The following is a 22,603-nucleotide window of genomic DNA, read 5'->3' as shown; positions in this document are numbered from 1 at the left end:
ATGACCACGAAACTGCTCGCGATCGTCGTCGCTGCCCTGATCCTCGGGGGGACGGTCAGCTGCACAGCAGGAGGGAAATCCATGCCGGAGGACGCAGCCGGTCTGACACGTGCCGATGTCTCGGAACTCAGTTTGCGCCAGGAATTCAACCGGTACCGGGAGCACTACGAGGAGATGCAACGAGTACTGGCTGCGGCACAGCGCGCGGTCCACGAGGGAGAGTGGGACTGGAACGGTGGCGACGACAACCCGCAGATCGGTGGCGACGGCCGCACTCCCCTTCCCGGCGCGGACGTCGACAACAGCTACTTCCTTGAGTCGAGCAGAGCCTGGACCCCGGAGGGAGCCACGGGTTCCAGAGGAGACCTCGATCCGATGATCGACTACTTCGAGCACCGCGGCGCGAACATGCACATCGAGCGGGTCGCCGACACCTACTACCTCGACGGCAGCGTCCGTGACGGCTGGCACGTCGAGTACTTCATCCAACCGAGCGGCCGCTACTCCCTCACCGTGTCGAGTGACCTCTTCTGGACCAACAACGCCGACGCACTCGCCAGGGCAGTGTTCGGCCGAGCATCACTGCGATGGCCGGATCGCTCTTCTCCCGGTGAGTACCCGGAGCCGCCCGAGTGGGATGCGCCGATCATCAACCGCCCCCGAATCTGATGCAGCCACGACGACGGCCACTCACGCTCGTCGCCCTCGTCATGACCGTGCTCCTAGCCGGTTGCGCGGCGGGAGCAGCGCAGCAGACGAAGGACGCAGCCGGACTGACGCAGGACGACGTCGCGGAACTCACGCTGCACGAGGAGTTCGATCGGTACCGGGACCGCTACCGACACATGCAACAGCTCCTCGAAGAAGCGCAGAACCAGGTGCACCGCGGGGAATGGGAGTGGGACAGGGGCGACGACCTCCCACTGGACGGCTCCAACGGTGTCGCGCCACTTCCCGGCTCGACGGCCGTCAACAGCTACTACCTCCGCGCGCCACGTTCGTGGGCACCGCCCGGCGCATCGGGGGCGAAGCGTGACCTCGATCCGATGCTCGAGCACTTCAGGGCGAAGGGATGGACCTTCGAGGTGCGAGCGCTCTCGGGCAGTCACGGGGTCCGGGCGTGGACCGGGGACGGGTGGCAGATCCAGTACTCCCTCGACGTCGACGGCCGGTACTCCCTCGACGTCTACAGCGAACCGTTCTGGACCAACGACTCCGACGCGCTGTCCGCAGCCGTCTACGGCCGAGCGACGCTGGACTGGCCGACCGAGTCCCGACCGGGTGAGTACCCGACGCCGCCGACGTGGGACGACCCGGTCGTCAACCACCCGAAGACCTGAGCAGGCGGGCGCGCCCGGCTGACGAACGGGAGGCGGCGCGCGGTCGGTGCGCACCGCCTCCCGCCCGGCAGCCGACTACGCCGCGATCGAGGGCACCTTCTCCGGGTAGTGGCACGCAGCCCGGTGGTCGACGTCCTCGCCGCGACGCGGCGCCTTCTCCGGCTCCTCCTGCTCGCACCGGCGCCGCTCGTCCTCGGGGAGGAGCGCGTAGAGCGGGCAGCGGGACCGGAACCGGCACCCGGTCGGCCGCTCGGTCGGGCTGGGCGGATCGCCCGGCAGCAGGATCGTCCTCCGTGCCCGCTCGACGACCGGGTCCGGCACCGGCACGGCCGACATGAGTGCGGCCGTGTAGGGGTGCATCGGGCGTTCGAAGACCTCGTCGACGGCGCCCTCCTCGACGGTGCGACCGAGGTACATCACGCTGACGCGGTCGGCCACGTGCCGGATGACGGACAGGTCGTGCGACACGAACAGGTACGACAGTCCGAGCCGCGCCTTGAGCTCGGCGAGCAGGTTGAGCACGCCCGCCTGGATGGAGACGTCGAGCGCGGAGACCGGCTCGTCGAGCACCACCAGGTCCGGCTCCACGGCGAGGGCACGGGCGATCGAGATGCGCTGCCGCTGACCACCGGAGAACTCGTGCGGGTACCGGTCGGCCTCGGCCGCTCGCAGACCGACGAGCTCGAGCAGCTCCGGCACGCGGTCGGCGACGCGCGAGGACGGGGCACCGACCGCCCGGAGCGGTTCGGCGACGACGTCGTACACCGACATGCGCGGGTCGAGGCTGGCGGACGGGTCCTGGAACACCATCGAGATGCGTTGCCGGAGCGCCCGGGTGCCGGCGGCCCCGCGCGCGGTGGCATCGGCGAGTGACTCCCCGAACAGCTCGACCGTGCCGGCCTCGGGCCGTTCGAGGTCCATGAGCTGGTGGAGGGTCGTCGACTTGCCGGAGCCGGACTCCCCGACGAGGCCGAGGGTCTCCCCGCGGCGGATGTCCAGGTCGACCCCGTCGACGGCGAAGACGTCTCCGACCTTGCGGCGGAAGACCGAGCCCTTGACGAGCGGGAAGGTCTTCGTCAGCCCTTCGACGTGCACGACGGGTTCGCGGTCGGTCCGTGTGGCCTCGATCCGGGCGCTGTGGTCCGGGATCACGGGGAGCGAGAAGATGCGGCCGGCGTCCGCGTGTGCGGCGGCGACCTCGGCGGTGCGGTGGCAGGCGGCGGTGTGCCCGACCGGCACGGTGCGGGCGGTGCCGGAAGCGGCCGTGTCGGCACCGGGTACGACGTCGACGGGCGGGGCGAGCACCGGCTCGGTCGACCGGCAGACCGCACTGACCAGGGGGCACCGGTCCGCGAAGGGGCAGGCGTCCGGCAGCCCGATGAGCGACGGTGGTGCGCCCGGGATCGGCACGAGCGGAGACCGGTCGGAGGCGTCGAGCCGCGGCAGCGCGCCGATGAGCCCGATCGTGTACGGCATCCGCGGTCGGGCGAAGAGCTCCTCGGCCGTGGCCGTCTCGACGATCCGGCCGGCGTACATCACCGCGATGCGGTCCGCGATCCCGGCGATGACGCCCAGGTCGTGGCTGACGAACACCAGCGCGGCCCCGGTCTCGCGCTGGGCGGTCCGGAGCACCTCGATGATCTGGGCCTGGATCGTCACGTCGAGCGCCGTCGTCGGCTCGTCGGCGAGGATCACGTCCGGGTCGTTCGCCATGGCCATCGCGATCATCGCGCGCTGGCGCATGCCGCCGGAGAACTCGTGCGGGAAGGCGTCCACGCGGCGACCCGGTTCGGGGATGCCGACGAGTTCGAGGAGTTCGATCGCCCGTGCTCGCGCCTCCGCCTTCGAGGCGCCGCGGTGCAGCCGGACCGTCTCCGCGATCTGGTCGCCGATCGTGTACACCGGCGTGAACGCGGACAGCGGGTCCTGGAAGACCATCGCCACCTTGTGCCCGCGGAGCCGGCTCATCTGCTTGTCCGACCGGCCGAGCAGTTCCTCGCCGTCGAGCTCGACCGACCCGCTCACCTCCGTGGTGTCGGGCAGCAGCCCGAGGACCGCCATGCTCGTCACCGACTTGCCGGACCCGGACTCGCCGACGATGCCGAGTACCTCTCCGCGGCGGAGTTCGAGGTCCACGCCGCGGACCGCGTGCACGGTCCCCCGCGGGGTCGGGAACCGGACGTGCAGGTCCCGGACCCGCAGGATCGGCTCCGTGGTGGTCGCGCCCGTGGTCGAGCCGTTCGTGATGGTGCTCATGCTGCTTCCCCGGTCGTCCGCGACGCTCATGCGCCCGATCCGGCCTGTGTGTTCAGCGCGGCCACGTCGACGGCCGCCTGGTTCTGGTCACGACGACGGTTCTGCTTCTGGCGCTTCCCGGTCGTCGAGGTCGGGTCCAGCGCGTCGCGGAGCCCGTCCCCGATGAGGTTCGCGGCGATCGCGAACACCACGAGGGCCCCGGCGGCGAAGTAGAAGAGCCACGGGCTCGTCAGGGCGTTGTCCTGGTTCTGGGCGATCAGCGTCCCGAGCGAGACGTCCGGTGCCTGCACGCCGAACCCGAAGTAGCTCAGCGTCGTCTCGCCGAGCACCGCGGTCGCGACCTGGATCGTGCCGTCGATGATGAGGAAGGACGCCACGTTCGGCAGGATGTGCCGGAAGATGATCCGGAACGGCCCGATGCCCATGTACCGGGCGGCCCGCACGAACTCGCGCTCCTTCACCGACAGGGTCATGGCCCGCACGACCCGTGCCGTGATCATCCAGCCGAAGACGGTGATGAGGACCACGAGGACGATCCACCCGGCGTTCTGGATGCGCGGGCTGATGATCGCGATGATGAGGAACGACGGCAGGACGAGCAGCATGTCGACGAAGAACATCACGATGCGGTCGACCCAGCCGCCGAAGTAGCCCGCCGCTGCCCCGGTGATCGCGGCGATGGCGGTCGAGAACACCGCGACGAGCAGCCCGATGAGCAGGCTCTTCTGCATGCCGCGCGCGGTCTGGGCGAAGACGTCCTGCCCGATGCCGTTCGTCCCGAACCAGTGCGCATCGCTCGGGGGCCGGGTGAACGAGGTGTAGTCGATCTCGGAGTACTGCCACGGGCTGACGAGCGGCCCGATGAACGCGAAGGCGAACAGCAGCAGGACGACGACGACGCCGATCCCGGCGCCGCGGTTCATGAAGAGCCGGCGCACCGTCTGGAGGAGTCGGTTGCCCTGCGCGGTCGGACGGGCCGGCACGTCGCTGCGCGCGACGAGCGACGGGTCGACGGGTTCGATCCGGGTGTCGGTCATGTCATGCCCTCCTGACGCGCGGGTCGAGCGCAGCGGTCGCGAGGTCGGCGAGGAAGCCGGCGACGAGCACCACGACCGCCGCGAACAGCGTGTACGCCGTGACCACGTTGACGTCGTTGTTGTTGACCGCGTCGATGAACCACGACCCCAGCCCGTTCCAGGCGAAGATCTTCTCGGTCAGGGTCGCACCGGTCAGGATGCCGAGGAACCCGTAGGCGAACAGCGTCGTCATCGGGATGAGCGCCGTGCGGAGACCGTGCTTGAACGTCGCCCGGCCGCGGGTGAGGCCCTTCGCCCGCGCGGTCCGGAGGAAGTCCGAGCCGAGCACGTCGAGCATCGTCGCCCGCTGGTACCGGCTGTAGATCGCGATGAGACCGACGGCGATCGAGATCGTCGGCAGCAGCAGGTGCGCGCCGCGGTCCAGGAGCAGCGTCCACGGTGTCCCGTCGAGCCCCGGCGTCGCCTCCCCCGTGAAGTTGATGAGCTGGCTGCCGGCGTCCTGGTTGAGCTTCGTCGCTCCGATCTTCAGGAACACGGCCGTCAGGAACACCGGTGTGGAGAACAGGACGATCGAGATCGCCGCACTCACCCGGTCGGAGATCCGGTACTGCCGGATCGCGTTCCACACGCCGACGAGCACGCCGAGCACGATGCCCGCGACCGACCCGACGAGCAGGAGCCGGAGGCTGACCCCGAGCCGCGGGAAGAACTGCTCGTTGACGGGGCGGTCCTGGATCGTCTGCCCGAGGTCACCGTGCGCGACGTCACCGAGCCAGTGCGTGTACCGGATCACGATCGGCGTCTTGTCGTTGACGCCGATGTCGTCGAGCTTCGCGTCGATGACCTGTGCTGACGGAGCCGGATTGCGCTGCGCGTACACGGAACGGGGACTGAACGTCGCTGACGCGAGGAAGTAGGTCAGCGAGGTCGCGAGGAACACGAGCACGACGTAGTACACGAGTCGCCGCCCCAGGAAGCGGATCATGGAGGCCACCATAGGGCCTGGTTTGTTTCCGGTACATGTCGTCCGACGTCCCGCCGCGTAACGAAAGGACGTCGACAGCAGAAAACGCGCTCTACCCCCTTCGGAGGGCCCTAGGCTCGACGACAACTTCCAGAGGGGAACCACATGAAGCACAGGAAAGTCCTCGCGGTGACGGCGGCCCTCGCCGGCATCGCCCTCGCCGTCACCGGCTGCTCGGGCGGCTCCGGCGACTCCGGCGGGACCGGTGGGAACGACTCGGGCAAGAAGTCACTGCCGACCTCGGCCCAGATCAACGCCACACCGGTCTCCGACCTGCAGGACGGCGGCACGCTCCGTCTGCCGATCTCGCAATGGGTCTCGCAGTGGAACTACAACCAGGTCGACGGCCCGCTCGTCGACGCGTCGACGATCGAACAGGCGACGATGCCGTTCATCTACACGATCGACGCGAAGGGCGCCCCGGCGCTCAACCAGGACTACGTGACGAAGGCCGAGGTCACGAGCGACGACCCGCTGACCATCGAGTACACGATCAACGACCAGGCGGAGTGGAACGACGGCACGCCGATCACGTGGCGTGACTTCGAGAACGAGTGGAAGACCACCAACGGCGAGGACGAGGCGTACCTCATCGCCGGCTCGACCGGCTACGAGGACATCGAGTCCGTCACGAAGGGCGCGACCGACCGGGACGTCGTCGTGACGTTCTCGACCCCGTTCTCGGACTGGAAGTCGCTCTTCAGCCCGCTCTACCCCGCCAGCCAGACCAGCACGCCCGAGCAGTTCAACAACGGCTACAAGGGCAAGGTCCCGGTCTCCTCGGGGCCCTACGAGATCACCGATCTCGACGAGACCGCCGGCACCGTCACGATGAAGCCGGACGACAACTGGTGGGGCGACGAGCCGAAGCTCGACCAGGTGATCTTCCGGTCGCTGGACGGCAACGCCGACGTCGACGCCTACCTCAACAAGGAGATCGACTCCGTCCTCACGACGACCTCCGAGCGCTTCGACCGCGTGAAGAAGGCGAAGAACACGAGGATCCTCGCGTCGACGTCCGCGCAGTACACGCACGTCGACTTCTCGTCGAACGGCCTGCTCAAGGACAAGCAGCTCCGGCTGGCGATCCAGCACGCCGTGAACCGTGACGCGCTCGCGCAGGTCATCGGCGGCACGCTCCCGTACAAGCTCGGCACGCTCGACAACCACCTGTTCCTGTCCACGGACAAGGGCTACACGTCGAACACCAAGCCGAACGCGACGTTCGACGTCGAGAAGGCGAAGCAGCTGCTCGACGACGACGGGTGGAAGACCGACGGCGCGTACCGCTCGAAGGGCGGGAAGAAGCTCTCCATCGCGATCACGATCCCGTCCGGCGCTCCCACGTCGCAGCAGCTGGCGCAGGTCATGCAGCAGCAGCTGAAGGAAGTCGGCGTCGAGCTGAAGCTGAAGTCGGTCGCCACGGACGACTTCTTCGAGCAGTACGTCACGCCGGGCAACTACGACATGACGATCTTCGTCTGGGGTGGCACCGGCTTCCACTCGAGCAGCGCGACGATCTACACCTCCGGTGACGTCGGCCAGAACTACGGCCGGGTCAGCTCGAGGGAGATCGACGACCTGACGAAGCAGGCCCTGTCCGAGCCGGACACGGACAAGGCGAACGCCATCTGGAACCAGATCGACGAGGAGGTCTGGGCGATCGGACACTCCATGCCGATCACCGCGAAGCCGGCGCTCGTCGCGCAGAACCCGAAGCTCGCCAACTACGGCGCGTTCGCGGGGGCGCAGAACATCGACTGGACGAAGGTCGGCTTCACCGACTGACCGTCCACGGGCGGCGCCCGCTGATCGAGGGAGGGGCCGGACGCACTGCGTCCGGCCCCTTCGTCGATCCGGTGCGCGCGCTCGCAGGGATCCTCGGTGCGGTCCACGGATCGACGAGCCCCTGGACCGTACGATCTGCCTCATGGCCATCCCCGAGATCGGTTCCGCCGCCCCCGGCTTCACCCTGCCCGGCATGCTCGTCCGCCAGGGCGTCCGCACCGACGCGGAGTACTCGCTCGCCTCCGAGATCGGTCGCCCGGTGGTCCTCGCCTTCTACCCCGGCGATGCGACGCCCGTGTGCACCGCGCAGCTCTGCTCGTACCAGGAGGAGCTCGACGACTTCCGCGACCTCGGCGCGGTCGTCTGGGGCATCAGCCCGCAGGGACTCGACTCGCACGAGGGGTTCGCGCGCGGCGCCTCGCTCGCGTTCCCCCTGCTGTCGGACGTCGGCGGTGACGTCATCCGCGCCTACGGCGTCCACCTGCCGGGGATCGGACTCCGTCGCTCCGTCTTCGTCATCGGTCCGGACGGCGTCATCCGCTGGCGGCACGTCGGGCTCGTCGGACTGCGCTTCCCGAGCGCCGAGGTCATCCGCGGCCAGATCGAGGCGCTCGTCGTCTGACCCGTTGACAGCCGGCCGTGTCGGCGTGACCATGGTCTGGACGACGACCCCCGGGTTCGCCTCCTCGGGACATCAGGTCCACCGGTACGCGCACGGCCCGTCTGGCCCGCTCGGTTGGTGGTCCCGAGGAGGCGCTCTCGTCACCGCCCGAGGCCGGGTCTCCTAGGCTTGCCCCATGCCCGCCCGGATCGTCGCGACGAACATGCGCCGCTTCGCCGTCGTCCTCTGGATCGTCGCCGCAGCCCTCGTCGTCATCGGCTTCGTCACGAACGGGCCGGGCGCCGCGTTGCTCGTCCCCGTGCCGTCGCTCTTCACCGCCTGGTTCGCGTGGGTCGTGCTGTGGCGTCCGCGGATCGAGATCACCGAGGACGCCCTGGTCGTCGTCGACGTGCGCCGCACCACCCGGTTCGCGTGGCGGCGCGTCCGGGAGGTCCGGACGAAGTACGGGCTCGAGGTGGTCACCGACCAGGGCGAGCAGCGCGTCTGGATCGCGCCGCGTCCGGATGCCCGCCTGGCGGTGCTCCGGCCGGGAGGCCCGGTGCCGGTGGGCGTCGCCGCTGCGGCCGACGAGATCCGCGCGTCCGTCCCCGCGCCGGTCGTGTACGACGGTGCTCTCCCGGCCACGGTGACCGCGGCCCCGATCGTGCACCGCGTCCACGGCTGGTCGATCACCGCGCTCGTCGTGCTGGGCATCGCCGCGAGCCTCGCCGGCGCGCGCCTCTGACCGGCCCGACGCCCTGACCGGCCCGACGCCCTGACCGGCCCGATGCCCTGACCGGCCCGACGCCGTGACCGACCCGAGCCGAGCCGCACGCTCCATCTGACCCTCGCCTCCGCTCCGGCCACCGCAGCTGCCGGCCGCGAACGACGGAACGCGCCGTCCCGTGATCGGGGCGGCGCGTTCCGGCGGTCGCGAGGTGCGGCGGGTCAGCGTCCGAACTCGAAGCCGGCGCCGGGGATGGCTGCCAGCAGGTCCTTCGTGTACTGCTCCCGCGGGTTCGCGAACACCTCGTCGGTGGTCGCCTTCTCGACGATCTGGCCCTTGCGCATGACGCACACGTTGTCCGCGACCAGACGGACGACCGCGAGGTCGTGCGTGATGAACAGGTACGTCAGGCCGAGCTCGGACTGCAGCTCGGTCAGCAGGTCGAGGATCTGCCCCTGCACGAGCACGTCGAGTGCGGACACGGCCTCGTCGAGCACGATGACCTCGGGCTTGAGCGCGAGCGCGCGCGCGACGGCGATGCGCTGCCGCTGGCCACCGGACAGCTCGCTCGGGTACCGGTTGACCATCGACTTCGGCAGCGACACCTGGTCGAGCAGTTCGAGCACCCGCGCGCGACGGGACGCCTTGTCGCCGACCTTGTGCGTGCTGAGCGGCTCGGCGATCGTGTTCCCGACGTTGTACATCGGGTCGAGCGATCCGTACGGGTCCTGGAACACGGGCTGCACCCGGCGACGGAAGTCGAACAGGTCCTTGCCCTTGAGCGCGCCGATGTCGATGCCGTCGAACTGCACCGAGCCGGCGGTGATCGACTCGAGCTGCAGCACGAGCTTGGCGACCGTCGACTTGCCGGAGCCGGACTCGCCGACGAGCGCCGTGGTGGTGCCCTTCGGGATCGAGAACGACACACCGTCGACGGCTTTGAGCTCGCGGGTCGCGATGCCCTGCCCACGCAGCTTGTAGACCTTCTGCAGGTCCTTCACCACGATCAGGTCCTCGGTCGGCTTGCTCTCGCGCTCGTGGGCGCGGGACAGGAGCTCGTCGTCCTCGCTGCCGGTGCCGGACGCGATGTCCACCGTCTGGTGCTGCACCTTGGACTGGATCCGACGGCTCGCGAGCGACGGCGCCGCAGCGACGAGGCGCTGCGTGTACGGGTGCTGCGGGTCAGCCAGGATCTCCTTCGACGGACCGGCCTCGACGACCTGGCCCTTGTACATCACCACGAGCTTCTCGGCACGCTCGGCGGCGAGACCGAGGTCGTGGGTGATGAACAGGACCGAGGTGCCGAAGTCGCGCGTCAGGCTCTCGAGGTGGTCGAGGATGACGCGCTGCACGGTGACGTCGAGCGCGGAGGTCGGCTCGTCGGCGATGAGCAGCTTCGGTCGGCTGGACAGGCCGATACCGATCAGCACGCGCTGGCGCATGCCGCCGGAGAACTCGTGCGGGTACTGCTTGAGCCGGCTCTCGGCGTCGCCGAGCCCGGCCTCCTGCAGGACCTCGACGGCACGGGCACGGACGGCGGCCTTGCCCGTCGCCATCCCGTTCGCCTTGATCGCCTCCTCCACCTGGAAACCGATCTTCCAGAGCGGGTTGAGGTTCGACATCGGGTCCTGGGGGACGTAGCCGATCTCGGTGCCGCGGATCTCGGCCATCTGCTTCTCGTCCATGCCGACGAGCTCGCGCCCGTTCAGCTTGATCGAGCCGCCGGTGATCTGGCCGGTGCCGGGCAGGAGCTTGATGATCGCCTGGGCGCTCGTCGACTTGCCCGATCCGGACTCGCCGACGATCGCGAGGCGTTCGCCCTGCTCGAGCGTCATGTTGACGCCGCGCACGGCCTGCACGAGACCGCTCTGCGTCCGGAAGCCGACGTGCAGGTCGGTGATCTCGAGCAGCGGGGCGCCGGCGGCACCGGACGTCCGGGCGTTCGGCTGGGTGAGTGTCTCGCTCATCGGCGGGCCCTCGCCTTCGGGTCGAGCGCGTCGCGGACCACGTCACCGAGGAGGAGGAACGCGAGCACGGTGATGGACAGGGCGGCGGACGGCCAGAAGATGGTCGACGGGTTCGTGCGGATGGAGGTGCGCGCCGTGCCGATGTCGAGACCCCAGCTGAGCGCCGACGGCGGCAGACCGATGCCGAGGAACGACAGGGTCGCCTCCGCGACGATGAACGTCCCGAGCGAGACGGTCGCGACGACGATGACCGGTGCGAGCGAGTTCGGGATGACGTGCTTGACCAGCGTCTGGAAGCGGCTGACACCGAGCGCCGCCGAGGCGGTGACGTAGTCGGACTGCTTCGCGCTGAGCACGGCACCGCGCATGATGCGGGCGATCTGCGGCCAGGCGAACACAGCGAGCACGAGCGACACCGTGATGGCGTTGCGCTGCGGGATGACCGACATGATCACGATCGCGCCGAGGACGGTCGGGATCGAGAAGAAGATGTCCGCGATGCGGGACACGACCGCGTCGAGCCAGCCGCCGTAGAACCCGGCGATCGCGCCGATGACGACGCCGACGATCGTGACGAGCACGGTCGCGAGCAGCCCCACGAGCAGCGAGTTCTGTGCACCCCAGATGACGCGGGCGAACACGTCGGACCCCTGGCGGGTGTACCCGAGCGGGTGTCCGGCACGGGCACCCTCGTCGCTGTAGTCGAGGTTCGCGGCGCGCGGGTCCACGTGCGTGAAGAGCCCGGGGACGATCGCGACCACGAGGATCAGCAGGATGAGGACCGCGGAGACCCAGAAGGTGGGACGACGACGCATGGACTCCCACGCGTCGGTCCACAGCGAACGGGTCTTCTCGTCGACGTTGACCTGGTCGACCGCCTGCAGCGGTGTCTCCTCGATCGGGGCGACGTAGTGCGTGGCCGATCGCGGTTCGGTGTTACTTGGCATAGCGGATCCTCGGGTCCAGGACGGCGTAGAGCAGGTCGACCAGGAGGTTGGCGAGCATGAAGATGATGACCATCACGGCGACGAACGACACCACCGTCGGGCCTTCGCCGAGGGTGACGGCCTTGTAGACCGTCCCACCGACGCCGTTGATGTTGAAGATGCCCTCGGTCACGATCGCACCGACCATCAGGCTGCCGATGTCGACGCCCAGGTAGGTGACCACGGGGATGAGCGAGTTCCGGAAGATGTGCACGGTCACGACGCGACGACGGGACAGGCCCTTCGCGGTCGCGGTGCGCACGAAGTCGGCGCTCATGTTCTCGGCGACGCTCGCGCGGGTGAGGCGCACGATGTAGGCGAACGACACGGTCGCGAGCACGATCGCCGGCAGCACGAGCTCCGACCACGGCGCTTGACCGGAGACCGTGACACGGAACAGCCCGAGGTTGATGCCGAAGACGTACTGCAGCAGGAAGCCGACGACGAAGGTCGGCACCGAGATGAGCAGCAGCGAGACGACGAGCGCGGTGGCGTCGAACCACTTGCCCTTGCGGAGCCCGGCGATGACGCCGACGAGGATGCCGGCGACGGCCTCGAAGACCAGCGCGAGGATCGCGAGACGGGCGGTGATCGGGAACGCCTGGGCGAGCTGCTGGCTCACCGGGAGGCCCGAGTACGTGACCCCGAGGTCACCGCGGAAGAGACCGCCGACCCACAGCAGGTACTGGATGATGAACGGCTTGTCCAGGTTGTACTGCGCCCGTAGCTGCTCGATCACCTGCGGCGACGGCTGGCGGTCGCCGAACAGCGCGGCGATCGGGTCGCCGGGCAGCGAGAAGACCATGAAGTAGATGAGGAACGTGGCCCCGAAGAACACGGGGATGAGTTGCAGGAGGCGCTTGCCGAGGTACCAGAGCATCAGATCCCTGCCTGGTACGGAGCGCGCATGTCGTTCAGGTTCATGTCGTGTGGGGTGGACGGTCCGAGGGTCGGCACGGGTGTCCGGTGCGGGCGGCGGCGCCCGCGGTCGTGGGGGAAGGTGTAGCCGCCGTGGTACGGGGGTTCGGGGACCGTGTGGTCCCCGAACCCCCGTCCGGTTGGCCGCGGAGCAGGATACCTGCTCGCGATGGGTCCTCCGCGAGGACCGGTGTTACTTGGTGACCTCGATGTCGTAGTACAGCGGCACCGAGTCCCAGCCGAACTTGACGTTCTTCACGTTGTCCGCGGACCACACGCCGGTGACGTTGGAGTACCAGAGCGGGATCTCGGGGAGGTCCTGGAACAGGAGCTCCTGCGCCTGGTCGAAGAACTTGTTGCCCTCTTCGACGGTCGCGGCCGAACGGCCCTTGGCGAGCAGCTCGTTGTACTCGGCCGAGTCGTAGCGCGAGTAGTTGTTCGACGAACCCTCACCCATGGTCGGGCCGAGGAAGTTGTACAGCGACGGGTAGTCGGCCTGCCAACCGGTACGGCTTCCGCCCTTGAGCTTGTCGTCCGTCTGGAGCTCGAGCGCCTCGGCGAACGTCGGGACCGCGTTGCCCTCGGCCTTGATGCCGAGCGTGTTCGAGATCGAGTTCGTGACGGCGGTCACCCATGCCTCGTGGCCACCATCGGCGTTGTAGGTGATGGTGAGGGTGTCGTTGTACTTCGACATCTTGTCGGCTTCGGCCCAGAGCTTCTTGGCCTCGTCCGGGTCGTACTTCAGGACGTCGGAGCCCTTCAGGTCGCCGGTCCAGCCGTCGATCACCGGGGAGGTGAAGTCCTTCGCCGGGGTACGGGTGCCCTGGAAGATCTTGTCCGTGATCTGCTTGCGGTTGATCGACATCGAGATCGCCTCGCGACGCAGCTGACCCTCCTCGCCCTTCCAGTGGTCGAGGTAGTAGGGCAGGTAGATCGCCTGGAAGATCGCGGCGGCCTGGTTGACGTTCGAGTCGGGGAAGTCCGACTTGTAGGTCGAGAACGCGGCGTCCGGCACGGCGTCGAGGACGTCGAGGTTGCCGCCCTGGGCGTCGGAGTACGCGGTGTCCTGGGTGCTGTAGAACGTGATCGTGAGACCGCCGTTCTTCGGCTTGCGCTTGCCCTGGTAGTCCTCGTTCGCGACGAGCTTGATGTCCTGGTTGTGGGTCCAGGCCTTCTTGCCGTCGAGCTTGTACGGACCGTTGCCGATCGGGTTCTCACCGAAGGCCTTGGGGTCGTCGTAGAACGCCGAGGGGAGCGGCACGAAGGCGTTGTAGCCGAGCGACAGCGGGAAGTCCGACTGCGCCGACTTGAGCGTGACGGTGAACTCGTCGTCGTCGACGACCTTCAGGCCGGTGAGCTCGGAGTCCTTGTCGGCGTCGTAGCCCTCGATGTTCTCGAAGAAGTAGCTCGCGCCCTGGGCGTTCGACTTCTGCGCCGCCCAGTTCCACGCCTTCGTGAAGGACTCCGCGGTGATCTCCTCACCGTTGGTGAACTTCCACCCGGTGTTGATCGTGATGTCGAAGGTCTTGGAGTCGTCGGTCTCGACGCTCTTCGCCAGTTCCTTGACCGGCTTGCCGTCGGCGTCGTAGGTGAACAGACCGTCGAACAGCGACGTGATGATCTTGCCGCCACCGGTCTCGGTGGTGTTCGACGGGATGAGCGGGTTCTGCGGCTCGCTGCCGTTGGTGGTGACGATGCCGTTGGCGTTCGTGGAGCCGGAGCCCGAGCCACTTCCGCCACCGTTGCCGGAGCAGCCGGTCAGGGCGAGAGCTGTGGCCCCGAGCACGGCGAGGGCAGAGAGCCCAGCGCGCTTCTTGATCAAGAGTTCCTCCTGGTGCATGGGACGCGCCGGGCACAGAGGTCCCTCCCGCCGCGTTTGACTCCTGAACTGTAGGCAGTGCTGAGGGGCCCGTCCAAACCCAGCGCACATCGGTTACACGTCTGAAACCAAGTTGCAGGATCGTTGCGGCAAAGTGCAACTTCCCCGCGTGCGCGAGCCGGTATCAGGTGATCTGTTGCGTTTGCATCGAGGTCCGTGCATCGTCCAGGTGACGTCCCGGTGAACCACAGGTGTGGTCGAGAGCGGCTCGTGGTCGGAGCGCTCCACCGTCGGCGATGGCAGGACGACGACGGACGGGAGGCCCGTGGCGGATCCGCCACGGGCCTCCCGTCCGTCGTCGTCAGGATGGCGACCCGGCTACGCGAACGCCTCGATCGGCGGGCACGCACACACGAGGTTGCGGTCCCCGTACGCCTGGTCGATGCGGCGCACCGGCGGCCAGTACTTGCGCGTCGCCTGCCCGGCCGACGGGTAGACCGCCTGCTCCCGCGTGTAGGCGTGGTCCCACTCGCCGGTGATGACCGACGCTGCCGTGTGCGGGGCGTTCACGAGCGGGTTGTCCTCCGCCGGCCACTCCCCCCGGCCGACCGCGTCCGCCTCGGCCCGGATGGCGAGCATCGCGTCCACGAAGCGGTCGAGCTCGGCGAGGTCCTCGCTCTCGGTCGGTTCGACCATGAGCGTGCCCGCGACCGGGAACGACATCGTCGGGGCGTGGAAGCCGTGGTCGATGAGCCGCTTCGCGACGTCGTCGACGGTGATCCCCGTCGCCTCCCGCAGCGGGCGGAGGTCGAGGATGCACTCGTGCGCGACCAGACCCGACTCGCCCGTGTACAGGACCGGGAACGCCTCGCGCAGCCGCGCCGCCAGGTAGTTCGCGCCGAGCACGGCGACCTCGGTGGCGCGGGTGAGGCCCTCGACGCCCATCATCCGGACGTAGGTCCAGGTGATCGGCAGGATGCTCGGGCTGCCGTACGGCGCGGCGGAGACCGGACCGCCCGCGTGCGCGAGCCGGCCGTCCTCGGTCGACGCCTCGGCACCCGTCCGCCGGTCGGCCTCCTGCGCCATCGGGTGCCCGGGCAGGAACGGTGCCAGGTGCGCCTTCGCGGCGACCGGCCCGACGCCTGGACCGCCACCACCGTGCGGGATGCAGAAGGTCTTGTGCAGGTTGAGGTGCGAGACGTCCCCGCCGAAGTCCCCGAATCGGGCGTGCCCGAGCAGCGCGTTGAGGTTCGCGCCGTCGACGTAGACCTGGCCGCCGGCGTCGTGCACGGCGTCGCAGACCGCGGTGATGTCGTGCTCGTACACCCCGTGGGTCGACGGGTACGTGATCATCAGCGCGGCGAGCTGCTCGGCGTGCTGCGCGGTCTTCGCCCGGAGGTCGTCGAGGTCGACGTTGCCGTCCTCGTCGCAGGCGACCACGACGACCCGCATGCCGGCGAGGACCGCCGACGCCGCGTTCGTGCCGTGCGCACTCGACGGGATGAGGCACACCGTGCGTGCCTCGTCGCCGCGGGAGCGGTGGTAGCCGCGGATCGCGAGGAGTCCGGCGAGCTCGCCCTGGCTGCCCGCGTTCGGCTGCACCGAGACGGTGTCGTAGCCGGTCACCTCGGCGAGCCAGGTCTCGAGGTCCCCGATCATGTCGAGGTAGCCCTCCACGTCCCCGCGCGGGGCGAAGGGGTGCAGTCGGGCGAACTCGGGCCACGTCACGGCGGCCATCTCGGTCGCCGCGTTGAGCTTCATGGTGCAGCTGCCGAGCGGGATCATGCCGCGGTCGAGCGCGTAGTCCTTGTCGGACAGGTGCTTGAGGTAGCGCATCATCCGCGTCTCACTGCGGTGGGCGCTGAACACCGGGTGGGTCAGGAACGCGCTCGCGCGCTCCAGCCCGGACGCGACGCCCGTGGTCGCGTCCCGCACGGCGGTCTCCATCGCCGGGACGGTCACGTCGGTCGCGCCGAACACCCGGGCGAGGGCGACGACGTCCTCGGGCGTGGTGGTCTCGTCGACGGAGAGCTGGAGGGTGTCGGCGTCGACGAGGTGCAGCAGGTACCCGGCCTCGTGCGCTGCCGTGACGACGGACTCCGCGCGGCCGGCGAACCGGAGCGTGACGGTGTCGAAGAAGGCGTCGTGCACGAGCTCGGCGCCGGCTGCGCGGGCGACGTCGGCGAGGGCCGTGGCCGTCCGGGCAACCCGGGACGCGATGAACCGCAGGCCCTCGGGCCCGTGGTAGACCGCGTACATCGACGCCATGACCGCCAGCAGCACCTGCGCGGTGCAGATGTTGCTCGTCGCCTTCTCGCGGCGGATGTGCTGCTCGCGGGTCTGGAGGCTGAGCCGGTAGGCCATGCTGCCGTCGGCGTCGAAGGACACCCCGACGAGTCGGCCCGGCAGCTGACGCTCGAGGCCCGCGCGGACGGCGAGGTACCCGGCGTGGGGTCCGCCGAACCCGAGCGGGACGCCGAAGCGCTGGCTGGTCCCGACCGCGACGTCGGCACCGAGGTCACCGGGGCTCGCGAGCAGCGTCATCGCGAGCAGGTCTGCCGCGACGACGGCGATGCCGCCACCCGCGTGGACGCGCTCGACGGTACGGCTCGGGTCGACGATCCGGCCGGAGGCGCCGGGGTACTGCAGGACGACGCCGAAGGCACCGTCGAGCTGCTCGTCGGTGGGGCCGTCCGCGGCGTCGAAGGAGCGCAAGGTGATGCCGACCGCCTCGGCGCGGTGGCCGAGGATCGCGGCGGTCTGCGGCAGGAGGTCGGCGTCCACGAGGAACGCGTCACCCTTCACCTTCGAGGCGCGACGGGCGAGGAGCATGCCCTCGACCACGGCCGTGCCCTCGTCGAGCATCGAGGCACCCGCGGTGGCCATGCCGGTGAGGTCGGACACCATCGTCTGGAAGTTGATGAGCGCCTCGAGCCGGCCCTGCGAGATCTCCGGCTGGTACGGCGTGTAGGCCGTGTACCAGCTCGGGTTCTCGAGCACGTTCCGCTGGATGACCGCCGGCGTGTGCGTGTCGGAGTAGCCCAGGCCGATCATCGCCCGGCGGACGGTGTTGCGCCCGGCCACGGCCCGCAGTTCCGCGAGCGCCTCGGTCTCCCCCACCGCGGTCGGCACGCTCGAGTGCGCGACCGGTGCGGCGTGGATCGACTCGGGGACGGCTGCCCGGACGAGGGCGTCGAGCGACGGCTGGCCGACGACGTCGAGCATGGCCTGCTGTTCGGCCGACGTCGTGCCGATGTGGCGGTCGGCGAAGGTGGTCTGCAGGTTCGTCGACGTGGTGAGGTCCTGGTCCGCGGTCATGCGATCGAGGCCCGGTACGTGTCGTGGTCCATGAGGTCCTCGGGGAACGTCGTGCCGTCGACCTTGAGCTTGACGAGCCAGCCGGCGCCGAACGGGTCGTGGTTGATGGTGTCCGGGGTCGCGACGACGGCCTCGTTGACCTCGACGACCTCGCCCTCGATGGGGGCGAAGAGCTCGCCGACGCTCTTGGTGGACTCGATCTCACCGAGCTGCTCGCCGGCGGTCGTGGTGGTGCCCACGGCGGGGAGCTCGACGTAGACCACGTCACCGAGCTGCTCGGCCGCGTGGTCGGTGATGCCGACGGTGACGACGTCGCCCTCGACGAGGATCCACTCGTGGTCCTTGGTGTACTGCAGTGCGGTCTGGTCGGTCATGGGATCAGCCTTTCGAGGCGCGGCGGTAGAAGGGGAGCGCGGTCACGGTGCCGGGGATGGCGGTGCCACGGACGTCGATGTGGAGGACCTGTCCCCCGTCGGCGCAGTCCGGGTCGACGAACGCCATCGCGACCGGGTGGCCGAGCGTCGGCGAGAGCGCGCCGGAGGTCACGGTGCCGACGACGACCCCGTCGCGCAGGACGTCGTACCCGGCACGGGCAGCACGGCGTCCTTCCATCACGATGCCGACGAGGACGCGGGCGTCGGGGGCCGGCTGCACGCCGCCGTCGCCGACGAAGGACCCCGAGGTGGCGACGACCCGGCCGAGTCCGGCCTGTGCGGGTCGGACCGAGGTGTCGAGCTCGTGGCCGTAGAGCGGCATGCCGGCCTCGAGGCGGAGGGTGTCACGCGCCGCGAGCCCGGCGGGCACCACCCCGCGCTCGGCCCCGGCGGCGAGCAGGGCGTCCCAGATCGCCGGGGCGACCTCGGTGTCGCTGTACAGCTCGAAGCCGTCCTCGCCCGTGTACCCGGTGCGGGCGATGAGCACCTCGCTGCCGTCGAACAGGGCGTGCAGGACGCGGTAGTACCGGAGCTCGTCGAGCGGGGACTCCGGCTGCAGACGGTCGGCGACGACGAGGGCGTCGAGCGTGCCCGCTGCGGCCGGCCCCTGGATCGCGACGAGGGCCGTCCGGTCGGAGTCGTCCGTCACGAGGACGTCGAACCCGGCGGCACGGTCCTGCATGGCCGCGACGGCGACGTCCCGGTTACCGGCGTTCGCGACGACGAGGAAGACGTCCTCTCCGGTGCGGTACACGACGAGGTCGTCGAGGATGCCGCCGTCCGGGGTGAGGAGCAGCGAGTACTTCGCCCGGCCGACCGGCATCGCGCCGAACGACCCGGCGAGTGCGGCGTCGAGGTAGGGGACGGCGTCGGGTCCCTGCACGCCGATCTCGGCCATGTGCGACAGGTCGAACACCCCTGCGGCTCGACGTACGGCGTGGTGCTCGGCGAGGTCGGACGAGTACCGGACCGGCATGCGGTGGCCGGCGAAGTCGGTGAAGGTCGCACCGGCGGCTTCGTGCGCTGCCTCGAGCGGCGACGAACGCAGTGGTTCGGACAAAACGGAGTCCTCCTGACATCGGCAGGGCCCGACGACCGTCGTCGGGTGCGGAACTCCCCCTCTGTCATGGGCCTGAGAGCTTCACCGCGGCCCGTGAGGTCCTGCGGCTTTCACCGTGGGCGAGACGGTGCGCCGCGGGATGCGCCCACGTCGATCGCGTCTGCTTTTCAGAGTGGCCTGTCCGCTGCGGTGTTGGACCTGAGAGATTGGCGGGGAGCTTGCTCCTTCGGTGCCCGGGACCGGAGGAGCATCGATGATGCGCTGCGATCCGGTCGGGCTCTCCCGCGGCGGGTGGTCGGCCGTCGTGTTCTGTTGTCCGGTGAGCATACCGAGCCCGCGTTACGGGCATGTGTCGGACTGCGCGTCCGGCGGTCTCGCCGACCACCGACCCGGTCCTCGGCGACGGGAGCACCGGTCGGCCGTTCGACATCACGTAGAGTGGCGGTCGTGGCAGGACAGCGATCGCGCCCCCGCGGGCAGCTCGAGCAGGCGGTGCTCGACACGCTCTGGTCCGCCGACGCCTCGGCGAGCGACGGGCTCACCGCCCGCCAGGTCCTCGACGCGTTCGGGGAGCCCCGGCCCGCCCTGACGACGGTCCTCACCGTGCTCGACCGGCTCGGTCGCAAGGGTGCGGTGCTGCGCGAGGAACACGCGGATGCTCCGCTGACCTTCCGTGCCGCGCACTCGCGCGAGGACCACACCGCGTCGCTCATGTCGACCGCGCTCGCCGCGGCCTCCGACCGTGAGGCCGCGCTCCTGCAGTTCACCGGCTCGCTCGCGTCCGGGGACCTCGAGGTCCTCCGCCGCGCGATCGACTCGCGCACCCGCCCCTGACCGGTCCGTCCCGTGGTCGTCACCGGCGTCTGCCTGGTCGTGCTCGCCCTCGCGGTGGTCGCGTTCGTCCCGCGCGTGCTCACCCGGGCGGGGTGGACGATCGACCGCCCGCGGACGGCGATCGCCGCATGGCAGGCCGCGGTGGTGGTCGGGACGGCCGGGTTCGTCGTCGGCATCGCGTTGGTCGTGCTCGCGGACCGGCCGCTGGGCGACCCGTTCGGCATCGGCGACTCGCCGAGTCACGGGCTCAACGTGGGCGTCGCCGTCCTCGCCGTGATCGCGTTCGCCGTCGCGGTCCGCGTCCGACCGGGTCCCGCGCACGCGGCCGTGCGCGAGGCTTTCCGCGCCGGCGCAGCACCGCACCGCGAGGTGGACGGCACCCTCGTCGCGGTGCTGCAGGCCGACACCGCCCTGGCGTGCGCCGTGCCCGGCCGGTCGGGCGGTGTCCTCGTCAGCACCGGGCTCGCCGATCGGCTGCGCACGGACGAACTGGAGGCCGTGGTCGCCCACGAGCGTGCCCACCTCCGGCAGCACCACGCGTCGGTCGTCGGCTTCGCCGAGTCCGTGGAACGGGCCGTGCCGTGGGTCCCGGGAGCACGGGCGATGGCCCGGTCCACCCGTGTCCTCGTCGAGTTCGCCGCCGACGACGCCGCCGCGCGTCGCGTCGGCCGCGACGCGCTCCGTCGGGCGGTGCTGGTGGCGGACGGGACCGGTGCGCTCGGCGCGGTCCGGGCCTCCCGGCTGTCCTGAACCGGACGGGAGGCCCGCGCTGCGTCCGCCTGTCGGCGCACGGGGCTAGCCTGGTCCGGTCCGCCACCGCGAGGGGAACCGTGCAGCCGCTCACCGAATCCGACATCCGATCGTCCTTCGTCAACGCGACGCCCGACGAACTCGCGCAACTCCCGATCCCGGGGCTGCACGAGACGTTGTGGAACGAACGCGAGTACCTGGGCTGGCGTGACCCCCAGGCCGCCCGCCGGGGGTACATGGTGTCCTGGATGGACGGCAAGCCCGTCGGCATCGTCGTCCGGGCCGCGGGTGGTTCGCTCCGTCCGGGCATCGCGGCGATGTGCTCGTTCTGCCACTCCCCGCAGCCGGCGACGCAGGTGCGTCTGTTCTCCGCTGCCCGCGCGGGTGAGGCCGGCCGGAACGGCAACACGATCGGCTCGTACATCTGCGAGGACCTCGGCTGCTCCATGCTCATCCGCACGGCACCGCCGCACCTCAACCCGCCGGCGACGATCGCGATGCGGTCCGAGTCGTTGCTCGCGCGGCTGCACAACTTCACGGCCGACATCATGAAGACGGCGTGACGCCGGACCGCTTCCGCACCGCGCGGTGGGCCGTCGCCGAGGAGCTCGGGGACGGCCGGTGGCGTCTCACGCTCCGGGACGAGGCCGACGACGAGCTCGGCGCGTTCGGCCTCGGCGTCGAGGGGCCGTGGGACCCCGACGTCGAACCCCACGTAACGTTCGTGCTCGTGCAGCTCGGGCTCGCGCTGACCGGCACCCGACCGTGGCGCGAGGACGAGCTCGGCGACCAGCGTGCACCGGTCCTGCCGCTCGGCTGACTCCGCGCCCGGTCAGTCCGCGGCGGCGAAGTTGCGGAGGACCTCGCGGTCGTCACCCGACCGGGACGCCCAGACGAGTTCACTGCGGTGCGCGCTGCCCTCGAGCGGCAGGAGCACCACCGTGTCCGGGGCCGCCAGCGCCGCGCTCTCCGGCAGCACCGTCACCCCGAGGCCGACGCCGACCAGGTGCAGCACGGTCGCCCAGGTCGTTGCCTCCTGCACGATCACCGGACGCCGACCACCCGAGGCCACAGGCGCGGTGTTCCGCTCGGTGGCGAGCCTGCCGGCCTCGGCGGGGAAGAACACGAACGGGTCGTCGAGCAGCTCCGGCCCCCGGATGCTCGTCCGTCCGGCGAACCGGTGGCCGCGCGGCACCGCCGCCACGAACGGCTCGCTCCGGAACCGGGTGAACCGCACGCCGTCGACCGGGTCCGGGTCGCGCACGACGGCCAGGTCGAGTTCCCCGCGCTGGACCGCGGTGACGAGCCGCGAGGAGAACCCCTCGGTGAGTTCGACGCGCACGAGGGGGAAGCGCTCCCGGAACCGCTGCACGCGCTCGATCGGACCGAGTGGCAGCGCCGAGACGACGAACCCGACGTCGAGCCGACCCGCCTCTCCCCGCCCGACCCGCACGGTCTCGTCCAGGTCCCGTCGGGCCTGCGCCAGGAGGGACCGCGCCCGCCCCTGCAGCACCCGACCGGCGGGCGTGAGGGCGACACTCCGCGAGGTGCGCGCGAACAGCTCCACGCCGAGGGCGACCTCGACGCGGCGGATGAGCTGGGACAGCGCGGGCTGCGCGATCCCCAGGTCGACGGCCGCCCGACCGAAGTGCAGTTCGTCGGCGAGCGCCAGGAACGCCCGGAGCTGTCGGAGGTCGACCTCGGGAGCACGATCCATACCGGAATGCTATCGATCCGTCCGAAC

At 70.1% G+C, this 22,603-nt stretch carries 20 protein-coding genes and 1 riboswitch; of the genes, 9 read left to right on the top strand and 11 right to left on the bottom strand.

All coding sequences use genetic code 11. From position 1 onward, the window contains the following. Positions 1-669 carry a hypothetical protein gene (locus DEJ34_RS04115; RefSeq protein ID WP_146236932.1) on the top strand — a complete coding sequence of 223 codons (669 nt, stop codon included), beginning with the start codon at positions 1-3 and terminating at the stop codon, positions 667-669. 41 nt (positions 670-710) lie between these two features. Next, a complete protein-coding gene (locus tag DEJ34_RS04110; RefSeq protein ID WP_146236933.1) occupies positions 711-1,340 on the top strand; it encodes a hypothetical protein in 630 nt (209 codons plus the stop codon). A 75-nt stretch (positions 1,341-1,415) separates the two neighbouring features. On the opposite strand, the gene DEJ34_RS04105 is transcribed toward DEJ34_RS04110, so the two are convergent. From DEJ34_RS04105 to DEJ34_RS04095, 3 genes are read right to left on the bottom strand one after another with little or no spacing between them, the layout of a single operon-like run. Then, the gene (locus tag DEJ34_RS04105) at positions 1,416-3,596 is read right to left on the bottom strand and encodes an ABC transporter ATP-binding protein (protein WP_110911573.1); all 2,181 of its coding nucleotides are present in this window, start codon (positions 3,594-3,596) and stop codon (positions 1,416-1,418) included. A gap of 26 nt (positions 3,597-3,622) precedes the next feature. After that, positions 3,623-4,633: an ABC transporter permease gene (locus DEJ34_RS04100; protein ID WP_110911557.1), complete on the bottom strand. Its 1,011-nt coding sequence runs from the start codon at positions 4,631-4,633 to the stop codon at positions 3,623-3,625. Between the two features lies 1 nt (position 4,634). Then, on the bottom strand, positions 4,635-5,618 hold the full coding sequence (locus tag DEJ34_RS04095; RefSeq protein ID WP_110823988.1) for an ABC transporter permease: 984 nt from the start codon (positions 5,616-5,618) through the stop codon (positions 4,635-4,637). A gap of 144 nt (positions 5,619-5,762) precedes the next feature. Between DEJ34_RS04095 and DEJ34_RS04090 the strand changes: the two genes are divergently transcribed. From DEJ34_RS04090 to DEJ34_RS04080, 3 genes are all read left to right on the top strand, one after another. After that, complete coding sequence (locus tag DEJ34_RS04090; protein WP_110911558.1) at positions 5,763-7,445, top strand: ABC transporter family substrate-binding protein; 1,683 nt, start codon at positions 5,763-5,765, stop codon at positions 7,443-7,445. A gap of 142 nt (positions 7,446-7,587) precedes the next feature. Further along, positions 7,588-8,067 (top strand): peroxiredoxin, encoded by a 480-nt coding sequence (locus DEJ34_RS04085; RefSeq protein ID WP_110890315.1) that lies wholly within the window; start codon positions 7,588-7,590, stop codon positions 8,065-8,067. Between the two features lie 175 nt (positions 8,068-8,242). Beyond that, on the top strand, positions 8,243-8,791 hold the full coding sequence (locus tag DEJ34_RS04080; protein ID WP_110911559.1) for a PH domain-containing protein: 549 nt from the start codon (positions 8,243-8,245) through the stop codon (positions 8,789-8,791). A 203-nt stretch (positions 8,792-8,994) separates the two neighbouring features. On the opposite strand, the gene DEJ34_RS04075 is transcribed toward DEJ34_RS04080, so the two are convergent. The 7 genes from DEJ34_RS04075 to gcvT form a co-directional block, all read right to left on the bottom strand. Next, complete coding sequence (locus DEJ34_RS04075) at positions 8,995-10,740, bottom strand: dipeptide ABC transporter ATP-binding protein (RefSeq protein WP_110890317.1); 1,746 nt, start codon at positions 10,738-10,740, stop codon at positions 8,995-8,997. Next, complete coding sequence (locus DEJ34_RS04070) at positions 10,737-11,687, bottom strand: ABC transporter permease (RefSeq protein WP_110823667.1); 951 nt, start codon at positions 11,685-11,687, stop codon at positions 10,737-10,739. Before DEJ34_RS04070 ends, DEJ34_RS04075 begins: the two co-directional genes overlap by 4 nt. After that, positions 11,677-12,606, bottom strand: coding sequence for an ABC transporter permease (locus tag DEJ34_RS04065; protein ID WP_110823666.1), 930 nt, complete (start codon positions 12,604-12,606; stop codon positions 11,677-11,679). The genes DEJ34_RS04070 and DEJ34_RS04065 overlap by 11 nt, the downstream gene beginning before the upstream one ends. A gap of 231 nt (positions 12,607-12,837) precedes the next feature. Further along, positions 12,838-14,466, bottom strand: coding sequence for a peptide ABC transporter substrate-binding protein (locus DEJ34_RS04060; RefSeq protein WP_181422258.1), 1,629 nt, complete (start codon positions 14,464-14,466; stop codon positions 12,838-12,840). 375 nt (positions 14,467-14,841) lie between these two features. Next, a complete protein-coding gene (gcvP, locus tag DEJ34_RS04055; protein WP_110911561.1) occupies positions 14,842-17,781 on the bottom strand; it encodes an aminomethyl-transferring glycine dehydrogenase in 2,940 nt (979 codons plus the stop codon). Further along, entirely contained in the window at positions 17,778-18,155 is a 378-nt protein-coding gene (gene gcvH / locus DEJ34_RS04050; RefSeq protein WP_110823663.1) for a glycine cleavage system protein GcvH, read from the bottom strand. Before gcvH ends, gcvP begins: the two co-directional genes overlap by 4 nt. Positions 18,156-18,159: 4 nt before the next feature. Next, the gene (gene gcvT, locus DEJ34_RS04045; RefSeq protein WP_284180703.1) at positions 18,160-19,275 is read right to left on the bottom strand and encodes a glycine cleavage system aminomethyltransferase GcvT; all 1,116 of its coding nucleotides are present in this window, start codon (positions 19,273-19,275) and stop codon (positions 18,160-18,162) included. Between the two features lie 177 nt (positions 19,276-19,452). Further along, positions 19,453-19,570: riboswitch (glycine riboswitch) on the bottom strand. Positions 19,571-19,722: 152 nt separating this feature from the next. Here gcvT and DEJ34_RS04040 point away from each other — a divergent pair. The 4 genes from DEJ34_RS04040 (at position 19,723) to DEJ34_RS04025 (ending at position 21,679) form a co-directional block, all read left to right on the top strand. Then, positions 19,723-20,109 carry a BlaI/MecI/CopY family transcriptional regulator gene (locus tag DEJ34_RS04040; RefSeq protein ID WP_110823987.1) on the top strand — a complete coding sequence of 129 codons (387 nt, stop codon included), beginning with the start codon at positions 19,723-19,725 and terminating at the stop codon, positions 20,107-20,109. Positions 20,110-20,121: 12 nt separating this feature from the next. Continuing rightward, on the top strand, positions 20,122-20,859 hold the full coding sequence (locus DEJ34_RS04035; protein ID WP_110912034.1) for a M56 family metallopeptidase: 738 nt from the start codon (positions 20,122-20,124) through the stop codon (positions 20,857-20,859). 80 nt (positions 20,860-20,939) lie between these two features. Continuing rightward, complete coding sequence (locus tag DEJ34_RS04030) at positions 20,940-21,422, top strand: FBP domain-containing protein (RefSeq protein WP_181419408.1); 483 nt, start codon at positions 20,940-20,942, stop codon at positions 21,420-21,422. Further along, positions 21,419-21,679 carry a hypothetical protein gene (locus tag DEJ34_RS04025; protein WP_110912033.1) on the top strand — a complete coding sequence of 87 codons (261 nt, stop codon included), beginning with the start codon at positions 21,419-21,421 and terminating at the stop codon, positions 21,677-21,679. The genes DEJ34_RS04030 and DEJ34_RS04025 overlap by 4 nt, the downstream gene beginning before the upstream one ends. Before the next feature lie 12 nt (positions 21,680-21,691). Here the strand turns inward: DEJ34_RS04025 and DEJ34_RS04020 are convergent, their stop codons facing one another. Then, positions 21,692-22,576, bottom strand: coding sequence for a LysR substrate-binding domain-containing protein (locus DEJ34_RS04020; RefSeq protein WP_110912032.1), 885 nt, complete (start codon positions 22,574-22,576; stop codon positions 21,692-21,694). Between the last annotated feature and the right edge of the window lie 27 nt (positions 22,577-22,603).

It is taken from the genome of Curtobacterium sp. MCPF17_050, assembly GCF_003224435.2.
Taxonomy (GTDB): domain Bacteria; phylum Actinomycetota; class Actinomycetes; order Actinomycetales; family Microbacteriaceae; genus Curtobacterium.
The sequence above is the reverse complement of the archived record's forward strand: the minus strand, read 5'-3'. Positions and strand labels throughout refer to the sequence as shown.

Bases quoted from the DNA above. Each gene is read 5' to 3' on its own strand.
- DEJ34_RS04115 (WP_146236932.1), top strand. From the start codon at position 1: ATGACCACGAAACTGCTCGCGATCGTCGTCGCTGCCCTGATCCTCGGG.
- DEJ34_RS04110 (WP_146236933.1), top strand. From the start codon at position 711: ATGACCGTGCTCCTAGCCGGTTGCGCGGCGGGAGCAGCGCAGCAGACG.
- DEJ34_RS04105 (WP_110911573.1), bottom strand. From the start codon at position 3,596: ATGAGCACCATCACGAACGGCTCGACCACGGGCGCGACCACCACGGAG.
- DEJ34_RS04100 (WP_110911557.1), bottom strand. From the start codon at position 4,633: ATGACCGACACCCGGATCGAACCCGTCGACCCGTCGCTCGTCGCGCGC.
- DEJ34_RS04095 (WP_110823988.1), bottom strand. From the start codon at position 5,618: ATGATCCGCTTCCTGGGGCGGCGACTCGTGTACTACGTCGTGCTCGTG.
- DEJ34_RS04090 (WP_110911558.1), top strand. From the start codon at position 5,763: ATGAAGCACAGGAAAGTCCTCGCGGTGACGGCGGCCCTCGCCGGCATC.
- DEJ34_RS04085 (WP_110890315.1), top strand. From the start codon at position 7,588: ATGGCCATCCCCGAGATCGGTTCCGCCGCCCCCGGCTTCACCCTGCCC.
- DEJ34_RS04080 (WP_110911559.1), top strand. From the start codon at position 8,243: ATGCCCGCCCGGATCGTCGCGACGAACATGCGCCGCTTCGCCGTCGTC.
- DEJ34_RS04075 (WP_110890317.1), bottom strand. From the start codon at position 10,740: ATGAGCGAGACACTCACCCAGCCGAACGCCCGGACGTCCGGTGCCGCC.
- DEJ34_RS04070 (WP_110823667.1), bottom strand. From the start codon at position 11,687: ATGCCAAGTAACACCGAACCGCGATCGGCCACGCACTACGTCGCCCCG.
- DEJ34_RS04065 (WP_110823666.1), bottom strand. From the start codon at position 12,606: ATGCTCTGGTACCTCGGCAAGCGCCTCCTGCAACTCATCCCCGTGTTC.
- gcvP (WP_110911561.1), bottom strand. From the start codon at position 17,781: ATGACCGCGGACCAGGACCTCACCACGTCGACGAACCTGCAGACCACC.
- gcvH (WP_110823663.1), bottom strand. From the start codon at position 18,155: ATGACCGACCAGACCGCACTGCAGTACACCAAGGACCACGAGTGGATC.
- DEJ34_RS04020 (WP_110912032.1), bottom strand. From the start codon at position 22,576: ATGGATCGTGCTCCCGAGGTCGACCTCCGACAGCTCCGGGCGTTCCTG.